This window comes from Bradyrhizobium sp. CCGUVB23, from assembly GCF_024199885.1.
In the GTDB taxonomy this organism is placed as follows: Bacteria; Pseudomonadota; Alphaproteobacteria; order Rhizobiales; family Xanthobacteraceae; genus Bradyrhizobium.
The window spans coordinates 8,245,125-8,268,257 of the sequence record NZ_JANADQ010000001.1; the positions used below are offsets into that span (position 1 = coordinate 8,245,125).

Genomic DNA, 23,133 nt, shown 5'->3' on the forward strand with positions numbered 1-23,133 from the left:
TGCGGGGCAGGCAATCCGGCCACAATTGACCCCGAATCATGGGATTATCGAGCGATGGATGAGACCATGACCGAGCCTGTGCAAACCGCGCCCTTCGCGCCGTTCGAATGGATGTTGTCGGCGCGCTACCTGCGGGCGCGCCGCAAGGAAGGATTCATCTCGGTCATCGCCGGATTCTCCTTCCTCGGCATCATGCTCGGCGTGGCTACGCTGATCATCGTCATGGCCGTCATGAACGGCTTCCGCAAGGAACTGCTCGACAAGATCCTCGGCCTCAACGGCCACATCCTGGTGCAGCCGCTGGAATCGCCGCTGACCGACTGGAAGGACGTCGCCGAGCGCATCAGCCAGGTCGACGGCGTGCGGCTCGCGGCACCCGTGGTCGACGGCCAGGCGCTGGCCTCATCGCCGTTCAATGCCTCCGGCGTGCTGGTGCGCGGCATCCGTGCCGATGACCTGAACAACCTCACCTCGATCGCCAAGAACATCAAGCAGGGCTCGATCGAGAATTTCGACGAAGGGCAGGGTGTGGCGATCGGCCGTCGGCTCGCCGACCAGTTGTCGCTGCATGCCGGGGACAGCGTCACGCTGGTCGCGCCGAAAGGCGCAGTCACGCCGATGGGCACGACACCGCGGATCAAGCCGTACAAGATCGTGGCGGTGTTCGAGATCGGCATGTCCGAATATGACGCCGGCTTCGTCTTCATGCCGCTCCCCGAGGCGCAGGCCTATTTCAACCGCAACAACGACGTCACCGCGATCGAGGTGTTCACCACCAATCCCGATCGCATCGACGCATTTCGCAAGTCGGTGACTGAAGCTGCCGGCCGTCCGGTGTTCCTGGTCGACTGGCGGCAGCGCAACTCGACCTTCTTCAACGCGCTTCAGGTCGAGCGCAACGTGATGTTCCTGATCCTCACCATGATCGTGCTGGTGGCCGCGCTCAACATCGTGTCCGGCCTGATCATGCTGGTGAAGGACAAGGGCAGCGACATCGCGATCCTGCGCACCATGGGCGCCTCGCAAGGCTCGATCATGCGGATCTTCCTGATCACGGGCGCCTCGATCGGCGTGGTCGGCACGCTCGTCGGCTTCTTCGTCGGGCTCGTCATCTGCCTCAATATCGAATCGATCCGGCAGTTCCTGTCCTGGCTCACCAGCACGGAACTGTTCTCGCCGGAGCTCTATTTCCTGTCCCGCCTGCCTGCCGAGATCGATGTCGGCGAGACCACGGCGGTGGTCATCATGGCGCTGACGCTGTCGTTCCTTGCGACGCTCTACCCGTCCTGGCGCGCCGCGCGTCTCGATCCCGTCGAAGCGCTCCGGTACGAGTGAGGGGCTGATGGAGCAGGGGGCGGAAGATGTACCGGTCATTTATCTCCACGAGATAAAGCGGCAGTACGTGCAGGGCGAGAACGTGCTGACCATCCTCGACGGCGCCAAGCTCGCGCTGTGGGCCGGACAGTCGGTGGCGCTGGTGGCGCCGTCAGGTTCGGGCAAGTCGACGCTGCTGCATATCGCTGGCCTCCTCGAGGCGCCCGATTCCGGCGAGGTCTATGTCGGGGGCTCCCCGACCTCGCAACTGCCCGACATCGAGCGCACGCAGCTCCGCCGCACCGAGATCGGCTTCGTCTACCAGTCGCACCGGCTGCTGCCGGAGTTCTCGGCACTGGAGAACGTCATGCTGCCGCAGATGATCCGCGGCCTGAAGCGGTCCGAGAGCGTGAAGCGCGCCAAGGAGATTCTGGGCTATCTCGGCCTCGGCGACCGCATCACCCATCGCCCGGCCGAGCTGTCGGGCGGCGAGCAGCAGCGCGTCGCGATCGCCCGTGCGGTCGCCAACGCGCCGCGGGTTCTGTTTGCGGACGAGCCGACCGGCAACCTCGATCCCGGCACCGCCGAGCACGTGTTCCAGGCCCTGATGCAGCTCGTCAAGGCGACCCATGTCTCGATGTTGATCGCGACCCACAACATGGAGCTCGCCGGCCGCATGGACCGGCGGGTGTCGCTTTCCAACGGCCAGGTGGTCGAGCTCGACTAAAAACCTCGAAAACAACCCCATGCAAAGTAGGGTGACCGCCGGCGCCTTGCTGATTTTGCGAAATCGGTTGACGCGTCGGGCAAATCAGCGCGATAAATCCATCATCGCGGTCGCTGTTCAACGCCGCTCACATTGATAAGGGCGAGCGCCTGATGGCTCATCGCCCCCAGGCGCACGGGCGGCGGGACCGGCACAACGGCGGCCTGTGCTACTGCTTGTTTCGATTCTTGCTGGCGCCTCTGAGCGGCGGTGCGGGGGACAACGCACTTGCCGAGTCCGTCATCTGAATGCAGGTGAGCAGATCGACATAGCTTTGCATTCCACCCGAACTGGCCTCGCCTTCGCAAGCATCGCGGACAGTGGCTCTCGTCGTCGACCATACTGTGCCGAGCTGCTGCTGCGCTGCGGTTTCGTCGCGCATGCAGTCGGCAACACTCTGCGCCAGCGCCAACCCCATGGCCTTGTCCGTTTCGGACGTCGCCTTGCAGAGCGCCTCGACCTTCAATTCGGGAACACGATCGGAGACTGGTATGGGCGCGGTGCTCGCGAGCAGCGCAAGCGACAACAGGGCGGTCTTCATCTGAAGCTCCTTATTATCTCACCGGTCACATCGACGGAGTGCGCCTGTACTTCCTGCAATTGGGCAGGCTGCGCGGGTGCACTATGCCAACGCTTGCTCCACGAAGTTATGGTCAGGCAGCGTGTGAGGAAGGATTCTTGCGCCGGGCTCTTCGCTTTCGCCAACTTTTGCTCGAAAGTCGCGAACAGGCGGGATTGCGAAGTATTGTCTCAACAGCCGGTCGAAAGCAGATTGGGATTCAAGACCAGGTGTCCCGCCGCGGAGATCCTGAACAATCTCACATCGTTGCGTCATGGCCCGCCTCCTCTGAAGCAGAGCATACGAATGCGTTCCTGCCTCTTTAAAGAGGGGGCGGCCGTGCTTGCTTGATCTATCGCAAATGATTCGGACGTTTTGGACGAACAGCGAAACGGCCGCCCGCTCTCTTCGGGCCGGTTTTCGGCAGCGAATTCCGGTACTCGGCTGCGGACTCACCCTGCGTGCTGCGCAATCCGATAGCGCGGCGTGTCGATCTCGTCGAACCTATCAGCATTCCGGAGTAACTCCGTTGGAATGGTTGATCTGTGTCAACGCGTGCGGCACGAAAGGGCTCTTCAGACTGTGTGCGTCCGTGTATCACGGAGGATTTTGCAATGAATATTCGCAAGACCTTTGCCGCGCTGATCCTGACATCAGCCTTGTGTACGCCGGCAATCGCACAGCAAGCACAACCACAACAAGGTGCGCCACCGCCCGGATCTCCCGCGGCGACGATCACCATCCCCGGCGATCAACTTCCGCCGCCACCGCAGAAGTTCGGTGGCAAGATCGAGCGCGATGCCAGAGATTCAAAGCCGTACTGGCCAGCACGCGTGGTGCCCCCCAAGGGCGCACCGAATGTGCTGCTGATCATCACCGACGATGCCGGCTATGGCGTTGCCAGTACATTCGGAGGTGTCATCCCGACGCCCGCGCTTGATCGCATCGCACAAAACGGCTTGCGTTATACCAACTTCCACTCGACCGCATTGTGCTCCCCGACGCGCGCAGCTTTGATCACCGGGCGCAATCATCATTCCGCCGGCTATGGCGTCGTCGCCGAACAGGCGACCGGCTATCCCGGTTACGACAGCGTCATCACCAGGGACAAGGCAACGATCGGCCGCATCCTGACCGACAACGGCTATCACACCGCCTGGTTCGGCAAGAACCACAACACGCCGGAATATCAGGCGAGCCAGGCCGGCCCGTTCGACCAGTGGCCGACCGGCATGGGTTTCGAATATTTCTACGGCTTCATGGGTGGCGACACCAATCAATGGGAGCCCGGCAATCTCGTCCGTAACACCACGCCGATCTATCCCTTCCAGGGAAAGCCAGGCTGGAATCTGGTGACCGCGATGGCGGACGAGGCGATCGATTATGTGAATCGCATGAACGCGCTATCGCCGGACACACCGTTCTTCGTGAAATTCGCCCCCGGCGCAACCCACGCGCCGCACCACCCGACGCCGGAGTGGGTCAAGAAGATCAGCGACATGCATTTGTTCGACCAGGGCTGGAACAAGCTCCGCGATACGATCTTCGAGAACCAGAAGCGGCTCGGCGTCATTCCCCAGAACGCGAAGCTGACGCCGTGGCCAAAGGATCTGATCAAGGAGTGGGATCAACTCTCAGCCGACGAGAAGAAGCTGTTCATCCGTCAGGCCGAAGTCTTTGCCGCGTTTGCCGCCTACGCCGACAATGAAATCGGTCGTGTGATCCAGTCCATTCAGGACATAGGCAAGCTCGACAACACGTTGATCATCTACATTGAGGGCGACAACGGGACGAGCGCGGAAGGCCAGCCGAACGGCACACCGAACGAAGTGGCCATGTTCAACCAGATCAACCCGTCGGTCGAGGAGCAGCTCAAATATTTCTATGATGTGTGGGGCACCGATCGCACCTACAACCACATGTCGATCGGCTGGGCCTGGGCTTTCGACACGCCGTTCTCCTGGACCAAGCAGATCGCCTCCCACTTCGGCGGCACGCGCCAGGGCATGGCGATCTCCTGGCCGGCGGCGATCAAGGACAAGGGCGGCATCCGGACCCAGTTCCATCATGTCATCGACGTCGTTCCGACCATTCTCGAGGCAGCTCAAATCAAGCAGCCGGAATTCGTCGACGGCATCAAGCAAAGCCCGATCGAGGGCGTCAGCATGACGTATACGTTCGATGCCAAGAACGCGAACGCGCCCTCCACTCACACGACGCAATATTTTGAGATGTTTGCGGATCGCGCCATCTACAACGACGGCTGGATTGCGAGCACAAAAGTTCAGCGGCCGCCGTGGGTGACGATTGCGAAGACACCGGCCCCGCAGGATTACCCCTGGGAACTCTATGATCTCCGCAACGACTGGACGCAGGCCGAGGACGTTGCCGCCAAGTATCCGGACAAGCTGAAGGAATTGCAGGCGCAGTTCTGGAAGGAAGCGGAAAAATATCAGGTGCTGCCGCTCGACGCGTCGGTGGCGACCCGGATCATCACGCCGCGTCCGAGTCTCAGCGCGGGACGCACGAACTTCGCGTGGACCCAGCCGATAACCGGCACGCCAAATGGCGATGCGCCCAGCCTGCTCAACTCGTCCTACAACTTCAAGGCCGACGTGGACATCCCGCAGGGCGGCGCCGAAGGCATGCTGGTGACCCAGGGCGGCCGATTCGCCGGCTATGGCCTCTATCTCCTGAAGAACAAGCCCGTGTTTACGTGGAATCTCGTCGATCTCAAGCGCGTGCGCTGGGAAGGGCCTGAGCTGACGCCCGGCAAGCACGTGATCGAGTTCGACTTCAAATATGACGGCCTCGGCGCTGCCACCATGGTGTTCGGAAACTATAGCGGCATCGGACAGGGCGGCACCGGAACGCTGAAGGTCGATGGCAACGTGGTGGCCACGGAGAAGATGGAGCACTCGCTTCCCTTCATCCTGCAGTGGGACGAGGCGTTCGACATTGGTTCCGACACCGGCACGCCGGTCGATGACAACGACTATCAGACGCCATTCGCCTTCACCGGCAAGATCAACAGGATCACGCTGGACATCGATCGGCCAAAGCTGAGCCCGGACGACATCAAGCGGCTGCAGGAAGCCGCGCGTGCGGCCGGCGATGGCCCGTCGACCGACGATGGAAAGACGGCTTCGGCCGAACCGCAGGTGGGCACGGTCGGTGTGAGCCTGGTCGAGAAGATCCAGTTGCGGATCGACAAGCGCGAAGGCTGCCGCAAGCAGGCCGAGGCGCAGGGGCTCGGCATGGTGGACCGCATCAAGTTCGTCCAGCAATGCGTCGGGCAGTGACGCCGGTGCGCGACAATGCGCATCCAATCAACGAGGGCTGGCGTTGCCTCCCCTCGTCTCGACGAGAGCTGCGTCGTTGAACGGCCGCGGCCGGCTGGTTTCATTCCGCGCAGAGCTGTGTCGGCTACGGCCGGATCACCGTCATCTTGAACGGAGCCGCATGGGCCGCGGCATGCGCGACGGCCTCGTTGGCATGGTCGAGATCGAATTCTGTCGTCTCGTAATGGTCGAGCCGCAGCAGCCCGGCGCGCACGAGCGCGACCAGGCGGACCGCCGCATCGGGCGGATACATCCAGACGCCGTGGATGGTGACGCAATTGCGCATGATCCAGGGGTAGGGGAGCTCAAGCCCCACGCCGCCGGCCATGCCGACGCCGCCCATCAGTACGACACGGCCGTGGGCGCGCACCGTCATGATCGCAGCGCGCACCACCGTGGGACTGACCGAGGGCGGCATGATGTCGAACACGCAATCGATCGGGCCGGGTGCGGCGCACTTCATCTGCTCGCGGTCGTCGCTCTCGTTGCCGGAGAGCTTCACGGGCCTCACGCGCGCGCCGAAACGCCGCACGAGATCGGCGAGGATCTTCTCGTTGCGCCCTGGCGCCACGACGCAGGCCGCGCCCATGGCGAGCGCCACCGCCACGGCAGCGCTGCCGAAATTGCCGGTGGCGCCGCTGACCAGCACGGTCTCGCCGGGCTTGAGGTCGGCCGCGAGGAAGCCGCCATAGGGCACGAGCATGGTACCGAGTGCGCACCACCGCGAAGCCTCGGCCGGTGTGATCTCGCCGAGCCGCTTCACATTCTCCGTCGGCACCCTCATCCGCTCGGCGAACGAGCCGTGACGAAAATGCTTTTGCAGCTTCATGCCGCCTTCGTCGCGTGCACTCAGGGCTTGTAGCGTGATGTCGGGCGAGATCGCGTCGTCGCGTGAACGCACGGTCGGATCGCAAAACACCCAATCGCCGACGGCGAGCCTGGTCGCATCCGGCCCGATGGCGCTGATACGGCCGATGCCGCCGGGACCGGGGATCACGGGCAGATCGAGCGCGTAGTTGCGTGCCTCGTTCAGATAAGGCAGCACGCGGGTGGCGACGACGTCGACGATGACCTCACCGGTGCCGAGCACGGGAGCAGGGACATCCTCGATGACGAGCCGTGTTCCCAGGGATTTGAGGATAGCGGCTTTCATGATGTTCACCTCATATTCGAGCTGAACGGAATATGAGCTCGCCTTGAAGGTGTAGGAAGGCCTGGTATTATCCTAGTATTGTGAAGGCCCTGCATAACAAACGGAGAGAGATCATGGCCGATCCCCGACGTGTCGAATTCGGCGATTTCCTGCGTTCGCGCCGCGAAAAGCTGACGCCGAAATCCGTCGGCCTCCCGGTAGGCCAAAGGCGGCGCACCGCGGGGCTGCGGCGCGAGGAGGTGGCACAGCTCGCCGGCATCGGCGTCGACTGGTACATCCGCCTCGAGCAGGGGCGCACCGTCAGCCCGTCGGTCACCACGATCGATGCGCTGGCCCGTGCGCTGCGCCTTTCCAGGACCGAGCACGCGCATCTGAAGGTGTTGGCGCGCGACGGCGCGAGGGGCGCGTTCGCGCGCGAGATCGTGCCGCCGCCGATCCAGCGCCTGATCGAGAGCCTGAACCAGCCGGCCTATATCACCGGGCGGCGCTGGGACGTGCTGGCCTGGAACGATGCCGCCGAGGAGGTCTTCGCGTTCGGTCGGTTACCCGAAGAAGATCGCAACACGATGCTTCTCATGATGACCAACAAGCAGACGCGAAAGGCTTACGGTGCGGGCTGGGCGGACGTGGCCAAGCGCATGGTCGCGATGTTTCGCGCGACCCACGACGTCTGGGCGGGCGATCCGGCGTTTGCGGAATTGCTGACGCGGCTGCGGCAGGGCAGTCCGGAATTCGTCAAATGGTGGGAAGCGCACGAGATCCGCAGCACCGCCTCGGGCCTCAAGACCATGTCTCATCCGACGCTCGGCGTGCTGCATTTCGAGCACACGAGCTTTCAGGCCAATGACGATCCCGCGTTGAAACTTGTCATCTACACGCCGGTCTAGGGCGTAAGGGCAAGCGCTAAGCGTGAAGGCCGAGCGGAATGTTGCGATCAGTCGGAGCGACCCTACGCCGTTGATTTAGATCAAACGAGGCCGATGCGTTGCAGCGATACTTACCGACGAGCGCCGGACAAAGCAGCGGGTTTTCAGGATGTGGGAACAAATTCGCGCCGTCTGGCGGGCATCGTCCGTTTTCATTGTCGGGCTGGCCGTGATTTTCGGCGGGATCTATCTGGTCGGACGCCTGTCTTCATCGACGAACCCGCCGCCTGCCGCAGCCCCCACCTCGGATCAAGCCGCCTCATCGGATCAAGGTCGCAATCGGGGCCAGCCGGCCGTCGCCTCGACCGAGACGCCGTCGCCACAAGGCGGCAGCGCGAAGCAACCTGCTCAGCAGCTCGCTCAATCAGGCAAGGCGCCTGCTCAGTCGCCGGCCGATCAGAACAATCCCGCGCCGACCGCAAAGCCAACCGCGAACGCAGCCGCGTCATCTCCGGCCGTTGCTGCCTCGCCGTCCGCTCATGACCACATGGCGGCGGACACCCTGTCCCCAGGCGCAGCGCCACCACTGCCCGCCAGCCCGTCACCACCCGCTCCTGACCATATGGCACAGGGCAACAGGCCGCAGGCGAGCGCAACGACCGGACAGTCACCTGCGGCGCCCGCGTCCAATGCTGCAACGGCCGCCTCGAACGCCGTGCGGGGAATCGGCGATGCCACGGCAGGTCGTCTGGTCTTCAGGAAGTGCCAGGCCTGCCATTCTACCGAGCCCGGCAAGAACATGCTCGGCCCGTCGCTCGCCGGCGTCATCGGCCGCAAGGCCGGCTCGGAGGCTGGTTACAACTATTCGCCCGCTATGAAATCGGCTGACATCGTGTGGAGTGCGCAGACGCTCGACCAATACCTGACCGACCCGGCGAAGGTCGTGCCGGGCAACAAGATGCCGTTTCCCGGCCTCAAGACCGATCATGACCGCGCCGACGTGATCGCGTATCTCGCAGGCTGCGGCGTCGCCCACGCCACAGCCGGCCCAGACACAGGTGGCGCAAGCCGCACCCGGTCCCTCCGTCACCTACATTCCCGACGCTCGATACACCTTGCGTTCGGGGATCGCGGAAGGGCGGATGGTCTATATCGGCGAGGGCGGCGAGATCGACGGCAAGGTCAATCCGGTCCTGACCGCGGTTGAGGGACAGGTGGTTCAACTCACTCTGATCAATGGCGAAGGGGCACAGCACGATATCGCCTTTCCCGACCAGAACACCACCTCGCCACGCGTTACCGGAAAGGGCGCGAGCACGACGATCGCATTCCGCGCCGATAAGTCCGGAGACTTCGTTTATTTCTGCAGCGTGCCCGGCCATCGGCAAGCCGGGATGGAAGGTCAATTCCTGGTTACCCCGCGCCCGCCGCCTCAGGCGGTGGTGGAAGCCGATATTTCGCGTGAGCCCACTGACGTGCCGCCGCCGATCGGCAAACGCGATCCGCAAACCGTGCGTGTCGACCTCTTGAGCGTCGAGCTCGAAGGCAGGCTCGCGGAAGGAACGACGTTCGGCTACTGGACCTTCAACGGCAAGGTGCCGGGCCCGATGATCCGGGTGCGTGTCGGCGACACCATCGATATTCATCTGAAGAATTCCGCCGACAGCTCGATGATCCACTCGGTCGACTTCCATGCCGCAACCGGCCCGGGTGGCGGCGCGGCTGCTCTTCAGGTCGATCCCGGCCAGGAGAAATCAATGACGTGGAAGGCGCTGGTGCCGGGACTCTATGTCTATCACTGCGCCACCCCAATGGTCGCCGAGCACATTGCAAATGGCATGTACGGCATGATCCTCGTGGAGCCTGAAGGCGGCCTGCCGCCGGTGGATCACGAGTTCTATGTCATGCAGGGCGAAATCTATTCCGACATGCCCTTCGGCCAGCGTGGAAGCGCGGAGTTTAGCGTGGAGAAGCTTCTGAACGAACGCCCGGAATACTTCGTCTTCAACGGTTCAGTCGGAGCGCTGTCCAAGCTCCACCCGCTGCACGCCAAGGTCGGCGAAACCGTGCGCATTTTCTTCGGCGTCGGCGGGCCGAACTACACATCCTCATTCCACGTCATCGGGGAGATACTCGACAAGGTCTACACGTTTGGCGGACTTCAAAGCCCGCCGCATGAGGGAATCCAGACCGTCACCGTGGCCCCGGGCGGCGCGGCTATCGTTGACTTCAAGTTGGAGGTGCCGGGCAACTACACGCTGGTCGATCATGCGATTTCACGATTGGAGCGTGGGCTGTCGGGCATCCTGAGCGTCGAGGGTCCCCCGAACCCCGAAATCTTCAACGGTCAGGTGATGCCGGGCATGGGGCACTGACCACGCCTCTAGTGACGCTTCCACTTAGAAACTTGTGATCCACACGCCGTTGTGAACGGGCTGCATTGTGGAACCGCGCTGGCGCGATTGTGGCGGCAATGCGGAGACAAAAAGTTTGCGCGCCACACTCGCGTTCACACCAAGATGTGAACGCGTTTTCTGTGAACAGAGGATCATGCGATGAACGCTGGAACCACTGCAAAAACAGGGATCAAACGAGCTCCGGTTGCGCGCGAGAAACATCCATTAACGTAGCAGGTCCTTTCGATAGGACTGTTGCGTCATGGCTACAGCAATTCCGTCGATCGCTGTTAAGAGGTGCCCACGGCCCGGGGGCCTTTACGAAGAAACTGGAACGGGAATCAAATGAAGAAGAGTTTGTTGCTTGTCACTGCTAGCCTCGTTGCGCTCAGCGCGGCTGCGCCGGCGGTGGCTGCTGACCTCGCAGCACGGCCTTACACGAAGGCTCCGCCCGCGATGGTCGCCGCGATCTACGACTGGAGCGGCTTCTACATCGGTATCAACGGCGGTGGCGGTTCGGCTCACACGACCTGGGACTTCGTCGGTACGGGCACTGAGGGTTCGCACAACGCGACCGGCGGCACCGTCGGTGGTCAGATCGGCTATCGCTGGCAGACCGGCCAGTGGGTGTTCGGCGTCGAAGGCCAGGGCAACTGGGCCGACTTCTCCGGCGACAACATCAGCGCACTGTTCGCGGATCGCAACCGCACCCGCATCAACTCGTTCGGTTTGATCACCGGCCAGGTCGGCTACGCCTGGAACAACGTGCTCGCCTATGTGAAGGGCGGCGCGGCCGTGGTCGGCGACAAGTTCGATGTGTACAGCACCGCCACCGGCGCGCTGCTCGCCTCGACCAGCCAGACCCGTTGGGGTGGCACGATCGGTGCCGGCCTCGAAGTCGGCTTCGCGCCGAACTGGTCGGTTGGCGTCGAGTACAACCACATCTTCCTGCAGGACAAGGACGTCACCTTCGTTGGTCTCGTGGGTACCGACCGCATCCGTCAGGACGTCGACATGGGTCTCGTCCGCCTGAACTACAAGTTCGGCGGCCCGCTCGTCGCCAAGTACTGATATCGATCGCTCCCTCGGAGCGGTTACGAAAGCCCCGGCCTTGCGCCGGGGCTTTTTCTTTCTGGAATTCATCGAGTTAACCATTGGCTGTGAAGCCGCGCTGCGACTGCCACTGCGCCGCTTGACTCTTAGAACAAAAATAGAACAATGTTCTCTCTATGTTCTAGCGAGGGAGCAAGGCCATGTTGAAGATCTTCGTGGAAGAAGCCGCTGCACTGGCGTCGATCACGCTGTTCGTCGGGATGATCGCGATCTGGGCGCAGGTGATTCCGCAGCTCTGATTCGCCAGCTCTGAGGGGGATCGGTGGCTCCTCTGTTGAAAAGCGGGACGGCGCGAGGAATGTGCGCTCCTGCCGTGGACTCTCCGTAGACTCTTGGGGGCCGAGGCACCACCATTGTCGGGCGAGTCGGGCCAGCGAAGTGCAGCATCCTGCGCCCTGGTCCGGCTGGTGTCCCCACGATGCTGAGAGGCCCTAAGCGACCATGCCGAGCGCCGGATTTGTCCATCTTCACGTTCACTCGGCCTATTCGCTGCTCAAGGGCTCGATCAAGATCGCCAAGCTCGCCGAGCTTGCGAAAAAGGACCATCAGCCGGCGCTGGCGCTGACCGACACCGACAACATGTTCGGTGCGCTGGAGTTCTCCGACAAGATGGCGGGCTCCGGCATCCAGCCGATCGTCGGCTGCGAGCTCGCGATCGATTTCGGCGACCAGGATCCGAATGCGCGCAATGCGATTCTGCCGTCGCGGGTCGTACTGCTGGCGGCGCAGGAGCGCGGCTATCGCAGCCTGATGCGGCTGAACTCGCGCGCATTCCTCGAGACGCCCGACAGCCACGCGCCGTTCATCAAGTTCGATTGGCTCGACGGCGAGACCGACGGCCTGATCGCGCTCACGGGCGGTCCGGACGGGCCGATCTCGCTTGCGCTTGGGGCCGGCCACGCCGAGCTCGCAGCTACGCGCTGCGAGCGGCTCTCGACCCTGTTCGGCGACCGCCTGTACATCGAGTTGCAGCGCCATGGCATCGACAAGGAACGCCGCATCGAGAGCGGGCTGATCGACATCGCCTACACAAAAGGCCTGCCGCTGGTCGCGACCAACGAGCCGTACTTCGCCTCGACCGACGACTACGAGGCCCACGACGCGCTGCTCTGCATCGCCGGCGGCCGGCTGATTGCCGAGACCGAGCGCGAGCAGCTCACGCCCGATCACCGCTTCAAGACGCGCGCCGAGATGGCCGTGCTGTTCGCCGACATTCCGGAAGCGCTGGCCTCGACGATCGAGATCGCCGAGCGCTGCTCGTTCCGACCGATGACGCGCAAGCCGATCCTGCCGTTCTTCACCGTCGGCGCCGCAGGCAGCTCCGATGCGGCCGCGGTCGAGGCGGGCGAATTGAAGCGGCAGGCGGAGGAGGGGCTCGCCAACCGCCTGCGCGTGCACGGCCTGTCGCAGGGCACTACGGAAGAGGACTACAACAAGCGGCTCGCCTTCGAGCTCGACGTCATCACCCGCATGAAATATGCGGGCTACTTCCTGATCGTGTCCGACTTCATCAAATGGGCGAAGTTGCAGGGCATTCCGGTCGGGCCGGGCCGCGGCTCCGGCGCGGGCTCGCTGGTTGCTTGGGCGCTGACCATCACCGATCTCGATCCGATCAAGTTTGGCCTCCTGTTCGAGCGCTTCCTCAATCCGGAACGCGTCTCGATGCCGGACTTCGACATCGACTTCTGCCAGGACCGCCGCGGCGAGGTGATCCAATACGTCCAGCAGCGCTATGGGCGCGACCAGGTCGCGCAGATCATCACCTTCGGTACGCTGCAGGCGCGCGGCGTGCTGCGCGACGTCGGGCGCGTGCTGCAAATGCCCTATGGCCAGGTCGACAAGCTGACCAAGCTGGTGCCGCAGAACCCGGCCGCGCCGGTGACGCTGGCCGCCGCGATCGAGAGCGAACCAAAACTCCAGGCGTTCCGCGATGAAGACCCGGTGGTGGCGCGCGCCTTCGACATCGCCCAGCGCCTCGAAGGCCTGACGCGGCATGCTTCGACGCACGCGGCCGGCATCGTGATCGGCGATCGCCCCTTGAGCGAGCTCGTGCCGCTCTACCGCGATCCCAAGTCCGACATGCCGGTGACCCAGTTCAACATGAAATGGGTCGAGCCCGCGGGCCTCGTGAAGTTCGACTTCCTCGGCCTGAAGACGCTGACCGTGCTCGATGTCGCGGTGAAGCTGCTCAAGCCGCGCGACATCCATGTCGATCTCGCGACGCTGCCGATCGACGATGCCGAGAGCTACCAGATGCTGGCGCGCGGCGACGTGGTCGGCGTGTTCCAGGTTGAAAGTCAGGGCATGCGGCGCGCGCTGATCGACATGCGCCCCGACCGTTTCGAGGACATCATCGCGCTGGTCGCGCTCTATCGCCCGGGCCCGATGGCGAACATCCCGACCTATTGTTCGCGCAAGCACGGCGACGAGGAGCCGGAATATCTCCACCCCGTCCTGGAGCCGATCCTGAAAGAGACGTTCGGCGTCATCATCTACCAGGAACAGGTGATGCAGATCGCGCAGGTGATGTCGGGCTATTCGCTCGGCGACGCCGACCTCCTGCGCCGCGCGATGGGCAAGAAGATCCGCGCCGAGATGGACAAGCAGCGCGACATCTTCGTCGCGGGCGCGGTGAAGAACGGCGTGCCGAAGGCGCAGGCCGAGACCATCTTCGAGTTGCTCGCCAAATTCGCCGACTACGGCTTCAACAAGAGCCACGCGGCGGCCTATGCGCTGGTGTCCTACCACACCGCCTACATGAAGGCGCATTATCCGGTGGAGTTCATCGCGGCGTCGATGACGCTCGATCTCAACAACACCGACAAGCTCTCCGAATTCCGCTCCGAGGCGCAGCGCCTCGGCATCAAGGTCGAGCCGCCGAACGTCAACCGCTCCGGCGCGACCTTCGAGGTCGGCGAGAAGACGATCTATTACGCGCTCGCTGCGCTGAAGGGCGTCGGCCTTCAGGCCGTCGAGCAGATCATCGAGGAGCGCACGAAGAACGGGCTGTTCACTTCGCTTGCCGATTTCGCCGCGCGCGTGTCGCCGCGTGCGATCAACAAGCGCATCATCGAAAGTCTCGCCGCCGCCGGCGCCTTCGACACGTTGGAGCCGAACCGCGCGCGCGTCTTTGCCGGTGCGGATGCGATCCTCGCCGCCTGCCAGCGCGCGCATGAGGCCGCGACCGTCGGGCAGAACGACATGTTCGGAGGCGCAGCCGACGCGCCGACCATCATGCTGCCGCAGATCGAGCCATGGCTGCCGGCCGAGCGCCTGCGCCGCGAATACGATGCGATCGGCTTTTTCCTGTCGGGCCATCCGCTCGACGATTACGCCACTGTGCTGAAGCGCCTGCGGGTGCAGAGCTGGGCGGAGTTCTCGCGCGCGGTGAAAACCGGCGCCACCGCCGGCAAGGTTGCGGCCACCGTGGTCTCGCGCATGGAGCGGCGCACCAAGACCGGCAACAAGATGGGCATCATGGGGCTCTCTGATCCCACGGGCCACTTCGAGGCGGTGCTGTTCTCCGAGGGGCTTGCGCAATATCGCGACGTGCTGGAGCCCGGCGCTGCGGTGCTGCTGCAGTTAGGTGCGGAATTGCAGGGCGAGGACGTCCGCGCGCGCGTGCTGCACGCCGAGCCGCTCGATGACGCCGCCGCCAAGACGCAGAAGGGCCTGCGCATCTTCCTGCGCGACACCAAGCCTCTGGAATCGATCGCGAGGCGGCTTGCAGGTCCGGATGCGGCGCCCTCGAACGGTGGCGCGCCGAAGGTCGGCAGCCCCGGCATCGCGCCGCGCTCCAACGGCGACGGCGAGGTCTCGCTGGTAATGATGCTCGATCTCGAGACCGAGGTGGAGATGAAGCTGCCCGGCCGCTTCAAGGTCTCGCCGCAGATCGCAGGCGCGATCAAGGCGGTCGCGGGTGTCGTCGACGTGCAGCAATTGTAGTCACGGTCGCCCGCGTCTGCGGTGCTCCGCATGGCTCTGCACAGGTGTTGTGCCCGTCCAGTTGCAACCATGCGGTGTTTCTGGCAAGCATGCCCCGGGGATGATTTTGGGGGCGTAATGTTACTGCGTGGGCTGGTGCTGCTCGTGGCCGCGGCGTTGCTGTGCGGCTGCGAGACGGCCGCGAGGAGCGGGGTGGATTATTCGGAGACGTTGCGGAAGGTCGGGCCGCCAAAGGCCGGCCAGGCGCGCATCGTCGTTCTGCGCGAAAAAGGCTATGGCGGCCTCGCCGATGCAGGCTGGGGATTTACCCTGGATGGCAAGCCACTCACAGGGCTGAAGACCGGGACCTATGTCTATGCCGATCGTCCGGCCGGCCCGCATCAGTTCGTCGCGGAGGAGGCGGGCTTCCCCGGCGTCACGCACGTCGATTTCGCCGCGCAATCGGGCCAGACCCTGTTTTTTGTCGCGCGCGTGAGCGAGCGCAAGAATGCGGTGATCGCCAACGCGAGCACGGGACTGCTCGGCTATGGCCTCACCCTCGCGATGACTGCCGGCTACAAGAACCAGGGGCCGGTGGATTTCCTGCCTCTGGATGAGACCGCTGCGAGGACGACGATCGCGGAGCTGAAGCTGGCTGAGTAGGGCGCGCCACGGCTTCATGTTTCGTGACGCTGTCGCAGCCGGCGTGTAAAACAGCGCGTCTGCGCTGATCCGCCAGACTGGCTGAGGCAGGGAACGAACCATGTGCGACCAGTGCTCCAACAATCGCTTCGATCACGTCGTGCCGTCACGGCGATCCGCGATGATTTTTGCCGCCTCCACGCTGGGGCTAGCCTTCACCGGCACAGCGTTCGCCAAAGAGACGAAAACGCCGCCCAAGCCGCAGAACGTGGTGTCTCCCGATGCTGCGCTGAAGCGGCTGATGGACGGCAATGCGCGCTATGTCGACGGTGTGACGCGGCGCCATGACTTCAAGCACGAGCGAGGAGCTCTTGCTGCGGGACAGAATCCATATGCGGCGATCCTGAGCTGCGCGGACTCGCGCATCGCGCCGGAATACGCCTTCGACACCGGCCGCGGCGATCTCTTCGTCTGCCGCGTTGCCGGCAATTTCGCCGGCAACGAGACGATTGCGAGCATGGAATATGCGGTCGCCGTGCTCAACACGCCGCTGATCCTGGTACTGGGCCACGACAGTTGCGGCGCCGTCGATGCGACGCTGAAAGCGCTCAAGGACAACAAGCCGCCGCCGGGACACATTCCCTCGCTGGTCGAGGCGATCGCACCGGCCGCCAAGGCGGCGATGCAAGAGGGCAGTGACGTCCTCGACAAGGCGATCCGGCAAAACGTGATCGACAACGTCGCCAAGCTGAAGTCTGCGGCGCCGATCCTTAATGCGGCGACCGAGCAGGGCAAGCTCAAGGTCGTCGGCGGCATCTACCGGCTGACCACGGGCACCGTCGATTTGCTCGGGCAGAGCTGATTGCCTGCGTCGCGTCCGGAGCTTTCGGGTGGAGGCCGGAAGCAGCCGGACGATGTTGCAACCCCTCCGTGCTTTCGCTATGCAGCATCAGGGCATGTGCGGCGCTTGAGGCCGCCACGAGGTGCCGACGAATGTCGGGGGCTGGGGGACTTGCGTAGCTATTTTGTCGGCGCGCTGTCGCGCGCGATCGGATTATCACTCGCGATCGCCGCGTCCGCATCGGGCACGGTGTGGGCGGCACAGGGCGAGTCGGCGGTGGCCGAGCGCATCTATGCTTCCGCGCCGCCGCGGCTCTTGCAGATCCGCACATTGGTCGCCGATGCCGGGCGCCAGACCTCCAACGGATCGGGCTTTCTGGTCTCCGCCGACGGATTGGCGATCACCAACTATCACGTGGTCTCGTAGGCGGCACTGGAGCCTGCGACCTATCGGCTCGAGTACACCGCCGCCGACGGCAGCCAGGGCGACGTCACCTTGTTGCGGGTCGATCTGCCGAATGACCTCGCGCTGGTCCGCGTCGACAAGAAGGACGCTCCGTTCTTCAGGTTCGACCGGGCCGCGATCGAGGGCAGGCTGGCCAAGGGCGAACGGCTCTATTCGATGGGCAATCCGCTCGACCTCGGCTTCACCATCATCGAAGGCACCTATAACGGGCTTGCCGATCACAGCTACACCGAACGCATCCATTTCTCGGGCGCGCTCAATCCCGGCATGAGCGGCGGTCCGGCGGTCACAGCGGACGGCGACGTCATCGGCATTAACGTCGCAACCCGCAGGGGAGGTCAGCTCGTGAGCTTCCTGGTGCCGGCGCGGTTTGCGGCGGCCCTTTTGCAGGCCGGCGGCGACGAGAAGCCTGCGGACATCAAGGGCGATGTCGGGCGGCAACTGGTTGCCTGGCGCTCGGAACTCTACAAATCGCTGAGTGCGGCGGGTTTCAGGTCGGATGCGCTCGGTCCATACCGTGCGCCCGCGACCCAGGTGCTCTGGTTCAACTGCTGGGCCAGTACAAATGCCGGCGCCACGCCGAAGCCGCGCGCCAGCGTCAATTCGACCGAATGCGGCAGCGACACCAGCGTATTCGTCGCGTCGGATCTCAATATCGGCGCGATCAACATCAATCATTCCTTCGCCAGGACAATCGATCTCAATCAATTCCAGTTTGCGACCTATCTCACGCAACTGAGCCAGCCGCGGCTCAGCGTCGGCGGTCCGTTCAAGAAGTGGTACACGCCGCAACGCTGCCATGAGGACTTTCTCCAGGTCCCGCCGCAGCCGCAGCATCCGCCGCTGCGGGTCGTGTGGTGCGCGCAGGCCTACAGGCAGTTCGAAGGGCTTTACGACGTGTCGCTGATCGTGGTGACGCAGGACCAGGCGCTCGAAGCGCTGGTGTCGCGGCTGAACATGCAGGCCGTCGGTTATGACGATGCCGTCGCGCTCGGCAAGCGTTTCCTCGAAGCTGTGCAGGTCGGCAAATGATCTGGATCGAGATATTGTCGCGGCAGCGCGAGGTCGCCGCACGCTTCCGGATCACCGCTGCGGAGGTGCGCATCGGGCGGGGCTATGACAATGATGTCGTGGTCGATGATCCCTACGTCGCAGCGCAGCATCTGCGGGTGTTTCGGCATGACGATGGCCATCTGGTCGCCGAGGACGTCGGCAGCGCCAATGGTACGTTCATCGACGGCAACAGGACCAGGCTGTCGGGCTTCATCGTGGACGGCAAGCAGCCGATCCGCATCGGGCAGACGTACCTGCGGATTCGCGACGTCAATCACGCGGTCGAGCGCGAGCGGCTGGCATCGCCGGAGCGGCACGTCCTGCCGATCGTCCTCGCCGTCGTTCTCGGCCTGTCGCTTCCGGCGATCGATGCGCTCAAGATCTGGCTGACCCAGACCGGCGAGCCGCGCGCGTCGACCTATCTCTCGCCGCTGCTGATGCTGATTACGAGTCTTCTTGTCTGGGTCGGGATATGGGCGCTGCTGTGCCGGATCTTTGCGGGGCGATCGCACTTTCTGCGCAACCTGCTGATCGCGCTCATCGGCACCGCCGTCTTCACGCTTTACCACGAGTTAGTCCAGTACCTCGCGTTCGCCTGGACCTCGTCGAGCGGCGTCAACTACGAATATGCGGTCATCTGGCTGATCTTTGCAGCCATCTGCTTCTTCCATCTGCGCGAGATCGGTCGAACCCGGCTGTGGCTGAAAGGTGCGGCCATGACCGCCGTGGTGGTAGTCGGAATTGCGCTCCAGGCATTGCAACAGTCCGAGGCTTTCTCCGATTCCGGACGGCAGAGAACCGTGCACTGGCTGATGCCGCCGATGTTGCGCGCGGTTCCCTTGAAGGATCAGAGCACGTTTTTCGGGGCTATCGGCGATCTGAAGGGGCGTCTCGACGGTGATCGCAGCTAGGCCGGCCGGAGGCCCCTCTCGAGCTTTCGTCCTGCGCGTCCGCGTACCTTACGTGAGCCTGACCGCTGGTGCCATTCCGTCGCCTCAATCCAAGCGCTTTCGTTCAAGCGCCGTTCAGCCAGCCGCGCGCCCAATTGCGCGCAAGCGCGCTCAACAACAACAGCGGGGCTAGCAAGCCATGCGTGGGACACCAAGAACGTTCATCTCATTCCTGCTGCCGATCCTGTTGCTCGTCGCGGCCGGGACATTCCCTGCCTGTGCCCAGCAGCAGGAGAAGCGCATCGCGCTCGTCGTCGGCGACGGAGCCTATGCGAAGTCGCCGCTGGCAACGACGGCCAATGATGCCGGCCTGATCGCGCAGACGCTCCAGGCCGCCGGCTTCGACGTCGTCGGCGCCCGCGACCTCGACGGCGACACGCTGCGCAAGAGCTTTCGCGATTTTCTTCAGAAGGCCCAGACATCGGGACCCGGCACCGTCGCGATGATCTATCTCGCCGGCTATGGCGTGCAGCTCGCCGGGGAGAACTACTTCATCCCGGTCGATTCCAACATCACGCGCGATACCGACGTTCCGACCGAGGCGCTGCGCATCAGCGACTACGCCCGCCAGCTCGCGGCGCTGCCGCTGAAGGCGAACATCGTCGTGCTCGATGCCGCCCGGGCGCAGCCCTTTATCGAGGGCGGCCAGCCGATCGCAAGCGGGCTCGCGCTGGTCGAGCCCGACGCGAACATGCTGATCGCCTACAACGCCGCGCCCGGCACCGTGGCGCCGGAGGAGCCGGGGCCCTACGGCATCTACGCCCAGTCGCTCGCCGAGATGATCCGCACCGGGGGCCTGTCGCTGCCGGAGGTCTTCGACCGCGTGCGCCTGCGCGTCAACGACGCCAGCAAGGGCGCGCAAGTGCCCTGGGACGACCAGAAGATCAGCGCGCAGTTCTCGTTCTTCGAGCGTGGACCCGACGCGCCGCCGCCGCAGGCCGCGCCCGACCAGGTCGCTGCGATCCGCAACAAGCCGATCCGCGATCTCGGCGTGCAGGACGCCTATGCGGCCGCGCTCGAGCGCGACACGCTGCCGGCCTATGAGGAATTCCTCGCCGCCTATCCCGGCGATCCTATGTCCAAGCGCGTAATGGCGATCGTCGCGGCGCGCCGCGAGGCGATCACCTGGCGGCGGACCTATCGCGCCGACACGCCGGACGCATACTGGTCCTATCTGCGCCGCTATCCGCGCGGGCCGCATGCTGGCGACGCACGGCGCAGGCTTGCGATCCTGACCGCGCCGCTCGAGCCGCCGCCGAGCTTTGCCATGATGGATTACGACGTGCCGCCGCCGCCGCCGGAAGAGATCGTCTATGTCGACCGGCCGGTCCTGCTGTTCAGTGATCCCGTGTTCGGCTTCGTGCCGCCGCCGCCGCCGCCGATCTATTTCTGCCCGCCACCGCCGCCGGATTTCATCGTGCTGCCGCCGCCGCTGCCCGTGGTCGGACTGTTCGTGCTGCCGCAGCCGGTGTTCGTGCCGATCCCGGTGTTCGTCAGGCCGCCGATCTATGTCGCGCCGCCGCCGAACAACATCATCTACCAGAACATCCACAACACCACGGTGATCAACACCGTCATCAACCGGCCGTCCGCGGCCGCGGCGGGCCTTGCGCCCGGCAGCCTCGCGCCGGCCGTCGCCGGCCGCGCCACGCCGGCGGCACCTGCCGTGCCGCAGGCCGTTGCGCAGCGCGCCGCCTTGATCCAGCAGGGCAAGCTGCCGATGCCGCAGAGCGCCACCATCACGCCGACGGCGAGGCCGGGGATACCGGCCGCGACGCCCGCGAATGTGGCGCCGACTGCCGCCGCGCCGCCGAGCAGGCTGCCCGAGGCCAATACGCTGCCCGTCCCCGGCACCCATGGGACGCCGCCGGCACCCTCGGCTGCCCAGACCCCGAATGGCAGGCTCGCGCCAACTGCGACGGCGCCGGCCAATGGCACGCAAGCAGGCCATCCAAATGCCGCGACTGCAACGGCTCCGCTCACCACCACGCCTGCCGGAAATGCGGCCACGGCGCCGGGCCAAAAGCCGCCGATCGCCGGAACGCCGGCAGGGACGGCTCCGGATAGCCGCGCGAAGTCGGCCATCCGCGAGCAGGGCACCACGCCGCCAGCCGGGGCGGGGACAGGCGGCAAGCCTGCCATCACTGCGGTGCAGCCCACGGGCCGTGAGCCGTTGAAGCCTCAGAATCAGATCGCCCCGCTGCCGCAGGCGGCCAAGCCGGCCGCTCCGCCGCCGCGCCCGCAAGCCATTGCGAAACCGGTGCCCTCGGCACCGCCGCCGCGGGTGGCCTCGCCGCCGCCGCACGCCGCGCCTCCGCCCGTTGCTGCGGCCCGGCCGGCACCGCCGCCGCCAGCCGCGAGGCCGGCCCCACCCCCGCCACCGCGAGTGGCGGTCGCGCCGCCCCCACGTCCAGCCGCACCGCCGCCACCGCGCCCGGCACCGGCCGCCGCGAAGAAATGCCCCCCGAACCAGCCAAGGTGCTAGGGAGGGGCGTGAAACGACGGAAAAAGGGCCTGAAAAAGGGCTTGAAAAAGGGCTTGGGGCAGGGCGCCAAAACGCCCCTCCATGGCCCTTATTTCCTTGCTTCTGGCGGAAATCGCGCTATATAGCGCGCCATCTCACACGGAAACATGGCTCAAAAGGCCGTCCGGTGGCAACCGGGGCGAGAACGCTCCGTTTTGCTCACACGTTTCCGGAGGAACCAACCGGAGAATTATCACTATGGCGCTACCCGACTTCACCATGCGTCAGCTGCTCGAAGCTGGCGTGCACTTTGGTCACCAGTCCCACCGCTGGAATCCGAAAATGGCGCCGTTCATTTTCGGGACCCGCAACAACATCCACATCGTCGACCTCGCGCAGACCGTGCCGATGCTGCACCAGGCCCTCCAGGCCGTCAGCGACACCGTTGCGAAGGGCGGCCGCATCCTGTTCGTCGGCACCAAGCGTCAGGCGCAGGACGGCGTTGCCGATGCTGCCAAGCGCTGCGCGCAGTACTTCGTCAATTCGCGCTGGCTCGGCGGCACGCTTACCAACTGGAAGACGATCTCGGCGTCGATCAAGCGCCTGCGTCATCTCGACGAGGTGCTGTCCGGTGGCGAGGCCAACTCCTACACCAAGAAAGAGCGCCTGACGCTCCAGCGCGAGCGCGACAAGCTCGACCGCTCGCTCGGTGGCATCAAGGACATGGGCGGCCTGCCCGACATGATCTTCGTGATCGACACCAACAAGGAAGACATCGCGATCCAGGAAGCCCAGCGGCTCAACATCCCGGTCGCGGCGATCGTCGACACCAATTCGGACCCCAAGGGCATCACCTATGTGGTGCCGGGCAATGACGACGCGGGCCGTGCGATCTCGCTGTATTGCGACCTGATCGCGCGTGCGGCGATCGATGGCATCTCGCGCGCCCAGGGCGATGCGGGCATCGATATCGGCGCTTCGGTGAAGCCGGCTGCTGAAGAGCTTCCGTCGACCAGCGGTTTCCAGGGCCTTGCCGGTCCGCGCGGCACCGCCGACGACCTCAAAAAGCTCCCGGGCGTGTCGGGTGCGATCGAGAAGAAGTTCAACGACCTCGGCATCTTCCATTACTGGCAGCTCGCCGAACTCGATCACGCCACCGCGCACAAGATCGGCGAAGAGGTCGGCCTGCCCAGCCGTGCGGATGCCTGGGTGGCCAAGGCCAAGGCGCTCACCGCGGAAGCGGAATAACAGTCGAGAGGTGGCCGGATCGCTCCGGCCGCCATTTC

General features: G+C 64.5%; 17 protein-coding genes. 15 read left to right on the plus strand and 2 right to left on the minus strand.

The features are described from left to right. Positions 1-54 precede the first annotated feature (54 nt). Both NLN62_RS38425 and NLN62_RS38430 read left to right on the plus strand, forming a co-directional pair. Positions 55-1,335: a lipoprotein-releasing ABC transporter permease subunit gene (locus NLN62_RS38425; RefSeq protein WP_027523839.1), complete on the plus strand. Its 1,281-nt coding sequence runs from the start codon at positions 55-57 to the stop codon at positions 1,333-1,335. 4 nt (positions 1,336-1,339) lie between these two features. Continuing rightward, positions 1,340-2,041, plus strand: a complete 702-nt coding sequence (locus NLN62_RS38430) for an ABC transporter ATP-binding protein (protein ID WP_027523840.1) — start codon at positions 1,340-1,342, stop codon at positions 2,039-2,041. 208 nt (positions 2,042-2,249) lie between these two features. On the opposite strand, the gene NLN62_RS38435 is transcribed toward NLN62_RS38430, so the two are convergent. Beyond that, on the minus strand, positions 2,250-2,621 hold the full coding sequence (locus NLN62_RS38435) for a hypothetical protein (protein WP_254112186.1): 372 nt from the start codon (positions 2,619-2,621) through the stop codon (positions 2,250-2,252). A gap of 632 nt (positions 2,622-3,253) precedes the next feature. Between NLN62_RS38435 and NLN62_RS38440 the strand changes: the two genes are divergently transcribed. Further along, the gene (locus NLN62_RS38440; protein WP_254112187.1) at positions 3,254-5,941 is read left to right on the plus strand and encodes an arylsulfatase; all 2,688 of its coding nucleotides are present in this window, start codon (positions 3,254-3,256) and stop codon (positions 5,939-5,941) included. A gap of 124 nt (positions 5,942-6,065) precedes the next feature. Here the strand turns inward: NLN62_RS38440 and NLN62_RS38445 are convergent, their stop codons facing one another. Further along, positions 6,066-7,133: a zinc-binding alcohol dehydrogenase family protein gene (locus tag NLN62_RS38445; RefSeq protein ID WP_254112188.1), complete on the minus strand. Its 1,068-nt coding sequence runs from the start codon at positions 7,131-7,133 to the stop codon at positions 6,066-6,068. 113 nt (positions 7,134-7,246) lie between these two features. Here NLN62_RS38445 and NLN62_RS38450 point away from each other — a divergent pair, with 113 nt between their 5' ends. The 12 genes from NLN62_RS38450 (at position 7,247) to NLN62_RS38500 (ending at position 23,095) form a co-directional block, all read left to right on the plus strand. Beyond that, positions 7,247-8,020 (plus strand): helix-turn-helix transcriptional regulator, encoded by a 774-nt coding sequence (locus NLN62_RS38450; RefSeq protein WP_254112189.1) that lies wholly within the window; start codon positions 7,247-7,249, stop codon positions 8,018-8,020. 148 nt (positions 8,021-8,168) lie between these two features. Beyond that, positions 8,169-9,206 (plus strand): cytochrome c family protein, encoded by a 1,038-nt coding sequence (locus tag NLN62_RS38455; protein ID WP_254112190.1) that lies wholly within the window; start codon positions 8,169-8,171, stop codon positions 9,204-9,206. Then, positions 9,142-10,374, plus strand: a complete 1,233-nt coding sequence (gene nirK, locus NLN62_RS38460; protein ID WP_254112191.1) for a copper-containing nitrite reductase — start codon at positions 9,142-9,144, stop codon at positions 10,372-10,374. Before NLN62_RS38455 ends, nirK begins: the two co-directional genes overlap by 65 nt. Positions 10,375-10,740: 366 nt before the next feature. Next, the gene (locus NLN62_RS38465; protein ID WP_254112192.1) at positions 10,741-11,466 is read left to right on the plus strand and encodes an outer membrane protein; all 726 of its coding nucleotides are present in this window, start codon (positions 10,741-10,743) and stop codon (positions 11,464-11,466) included. A 483-nt stretch (positions 11,467-11,949) separates the two neighbouring features. Continuing rightward, positions 11,950-15,453, plus strand: a complete 3,504-nt coding sequence (gene dnaE / locus NLN62_RS38470) for a DNA polymerase III subunit alpha (protein ID WP_254112193.1) — start codon at positions 11,950-11,952, stop codon at positions 15,451-15,453. Positions 15,454-15,570: 117 nt separating this feature from the next. Then, positions 15,571-16,095 carry a hypothetical protein gene (locus NLN62_RS38475; RefSeq protein ID WP_027523847.1) on the plus strand — a complete coding sequence of 175 codons (525 nt, stop codon included), beginning with the start codon at positions 15,571-15,573 and terminating at the stop codon, positions 16,093-16,095. Positions 16,096-16,195: 100 nt separating this feature from the next. After that, positions 16,196-16,936, plus strand: coding sequence for a carbonic anhydrase (locus tag NLN62_RS38480; protein WP_254112194.1), 741 nt, complete (start codon positions 16,196-16,198; stop codon positions 16,934-16,936). A gap of 150 nt (positions 16,937-17,086) precedes the next feature. Further along, positions 17,087-17,341 (plus strand): hypothetical protein, encoded by a 255-nt coding sequence (locus NLN62_RS53725; RefSeq protein WP_371933069.1) that lies wholly within the window; start codon positions 17,087-17,089, stop codon positions 17,339-17,341. A 6-nt stretch (positions 17,342-17,347) separates the two neighbouring features. After that, positions 17,348-18,412, plus strand: a complete 1,065-nt coding sequence (locus tag NLN62_RS38485; RefSeq protein WP_371933144.1) for a trypsin-like peptidase domain-containing protein — start codon at positions 17,348-17,350, stop codon at positions 18,410-18,412. Further along, positions 18,409-19,344 (plus strand): FHA domain-containing protein, encoded by a 936-nt coding sequence (locus NLN62_RS38490; RefSeq protein ID WP_027523850.1) that lies wholly within the window; start codon positions 18,409-18,411, stop codon positions 19,342-19,344. Before NLN62_RS38485 ends, NLN62_RS38490 begins: the two co-directional genes overlap by 4 nt. Before the next feature lie 178 nt (positions 19,345-19,522). Then, the gene (locus tag NLN62_RS38495) at positions 19,523-21,868 is read left to right on the plus strand and encodes a caspase family protein (protein ID WP_027523851.1); all 2,346 of its coding nucleotides are present in this window, start codon (positions 19,523-19,525) and stop codon (positions 21,866-21,868) included. 237 nt (positions 21,869-22,105) lie between these two features. Beyond that, the gene (locus NLN62_RS38500; protein WP_027523852.1) at positions 22,106-23,095 is read left to right on the plus strand and encodes a 30S ribosomal protein S2; all 990 of its coding nucleotides are present in this window, start codon (positions 22,106-22,108) and stop codon (positions 23,093-23,095) included. Positions 23,096-23,133 lie beyond the last annotated feature (38 nt).

What these genes read in the sequence shown, in the direction of transcription:
- NLN62_RS38440 (WP_254112187.1), top strand. Translation starts at nt 3,254, where the DNA reads ATGAATATTCGCAAGACCTTTGCCGCGCTGATCCTGACATCAGCCTTG.
- NLN62_RS38495 (WP_027523851.1), top strand. Translation starts at nt 19,523, where the DNA reads ATGCGTGGGACACCAAGAACGTTCATCTCATTCCTGCTGCCGATCCTG.
- dnaE (WP_254112193.1), top strand. Translation starts at nt 11,950, where the DNA reads ATGCCGAGCGCCGGATTTGTCCATCTTCACGTTCACTCGGCCTATTCG.
- NLN62_RS38455 (WP_254112190.1), top strand. Translation starts at nt 8,169, where the DNA reads ATGTGGGAACAAATTCGCGCCGTCTGGCGGGCATCGTCCGTTTTCATT.
- NLN62_RS38490 (WP_027523850.1), top strand. Translation starts at nt 18,409, where the DNA reads ATGATCTGGATCGAGATATTGTCGCGGCAGCGCGAGGTCGCCGCACGC.
- NLN62_RS38500 (WP_027523852.1), top strand. Translation starts at nt 22,106, where the DNA reads ATGGCGCTACCCGACTTCACCATGCGTCAGCTGCTCGAAGCTGGCGTG.
- NLN62_RS38450 (WP_254112189.1), top strand. Translation starts at nt 7,247, where the DNA reads ATGGCCGATCCCCGACGTGTCGAATTCGGCGATTTCCTGCGTTCGCGC.
- NLN62_RS38425 (WP_027523839.1), top strand. Translation starts at nt 55, where the DNA reads ATGGATGAGACCATGACCGAGCCTGTGCAAACCGCGCCCTTCGCGCCG.
- NLN62_RS38480 (WP_254112194.1), top strand. Translation starts at nt 16,196, where the DNA reads ATGTGCGACCAGTGCTCCAACAATCGCTTCGATCACGTCGTGCCGTCA.
- NLN62_RS38465 (WP_254112192.1), top strand. Translation starts at nt 10,741, where the DNA reads ATGAAGAAGAGTTTGTTGCTTGTCACTGCTAGCCTCGTTGCGCTCAGC.
- NLN62_RS38475 (WP_027523847.1), top strand. Translation starts at nt 15,571, where the DNA reads ATGTTACTGCGTGGGCTGGTGCTGCTCGTGGCCGCGGCGTTGCTGTGC.
- nirK (WP_254112191.1), top strand. Translation starts at nt 9,142, where the DNA reads ATGGTCTATATCGGCGAGGGCGGCGAGATCGACGGCAAGGTCAATCCG.
- NLN62_RS38445 (WP_254112188.1), bottom strand. Translation starts at nt 7,133, where the DNA reads ATGAAAGCCGCTATCCTCAAATCCCTGGGAACACGGCTCGTCATCGAG.
- NLN62_RS38435 (WP_254112186.1), bottom strand. Translation starts at nt 2,621, where the DNA reads ATGAAGACCGCCCTGTTGTCGCTTGCGCTGCTCGCGAGCACCGCGCCC.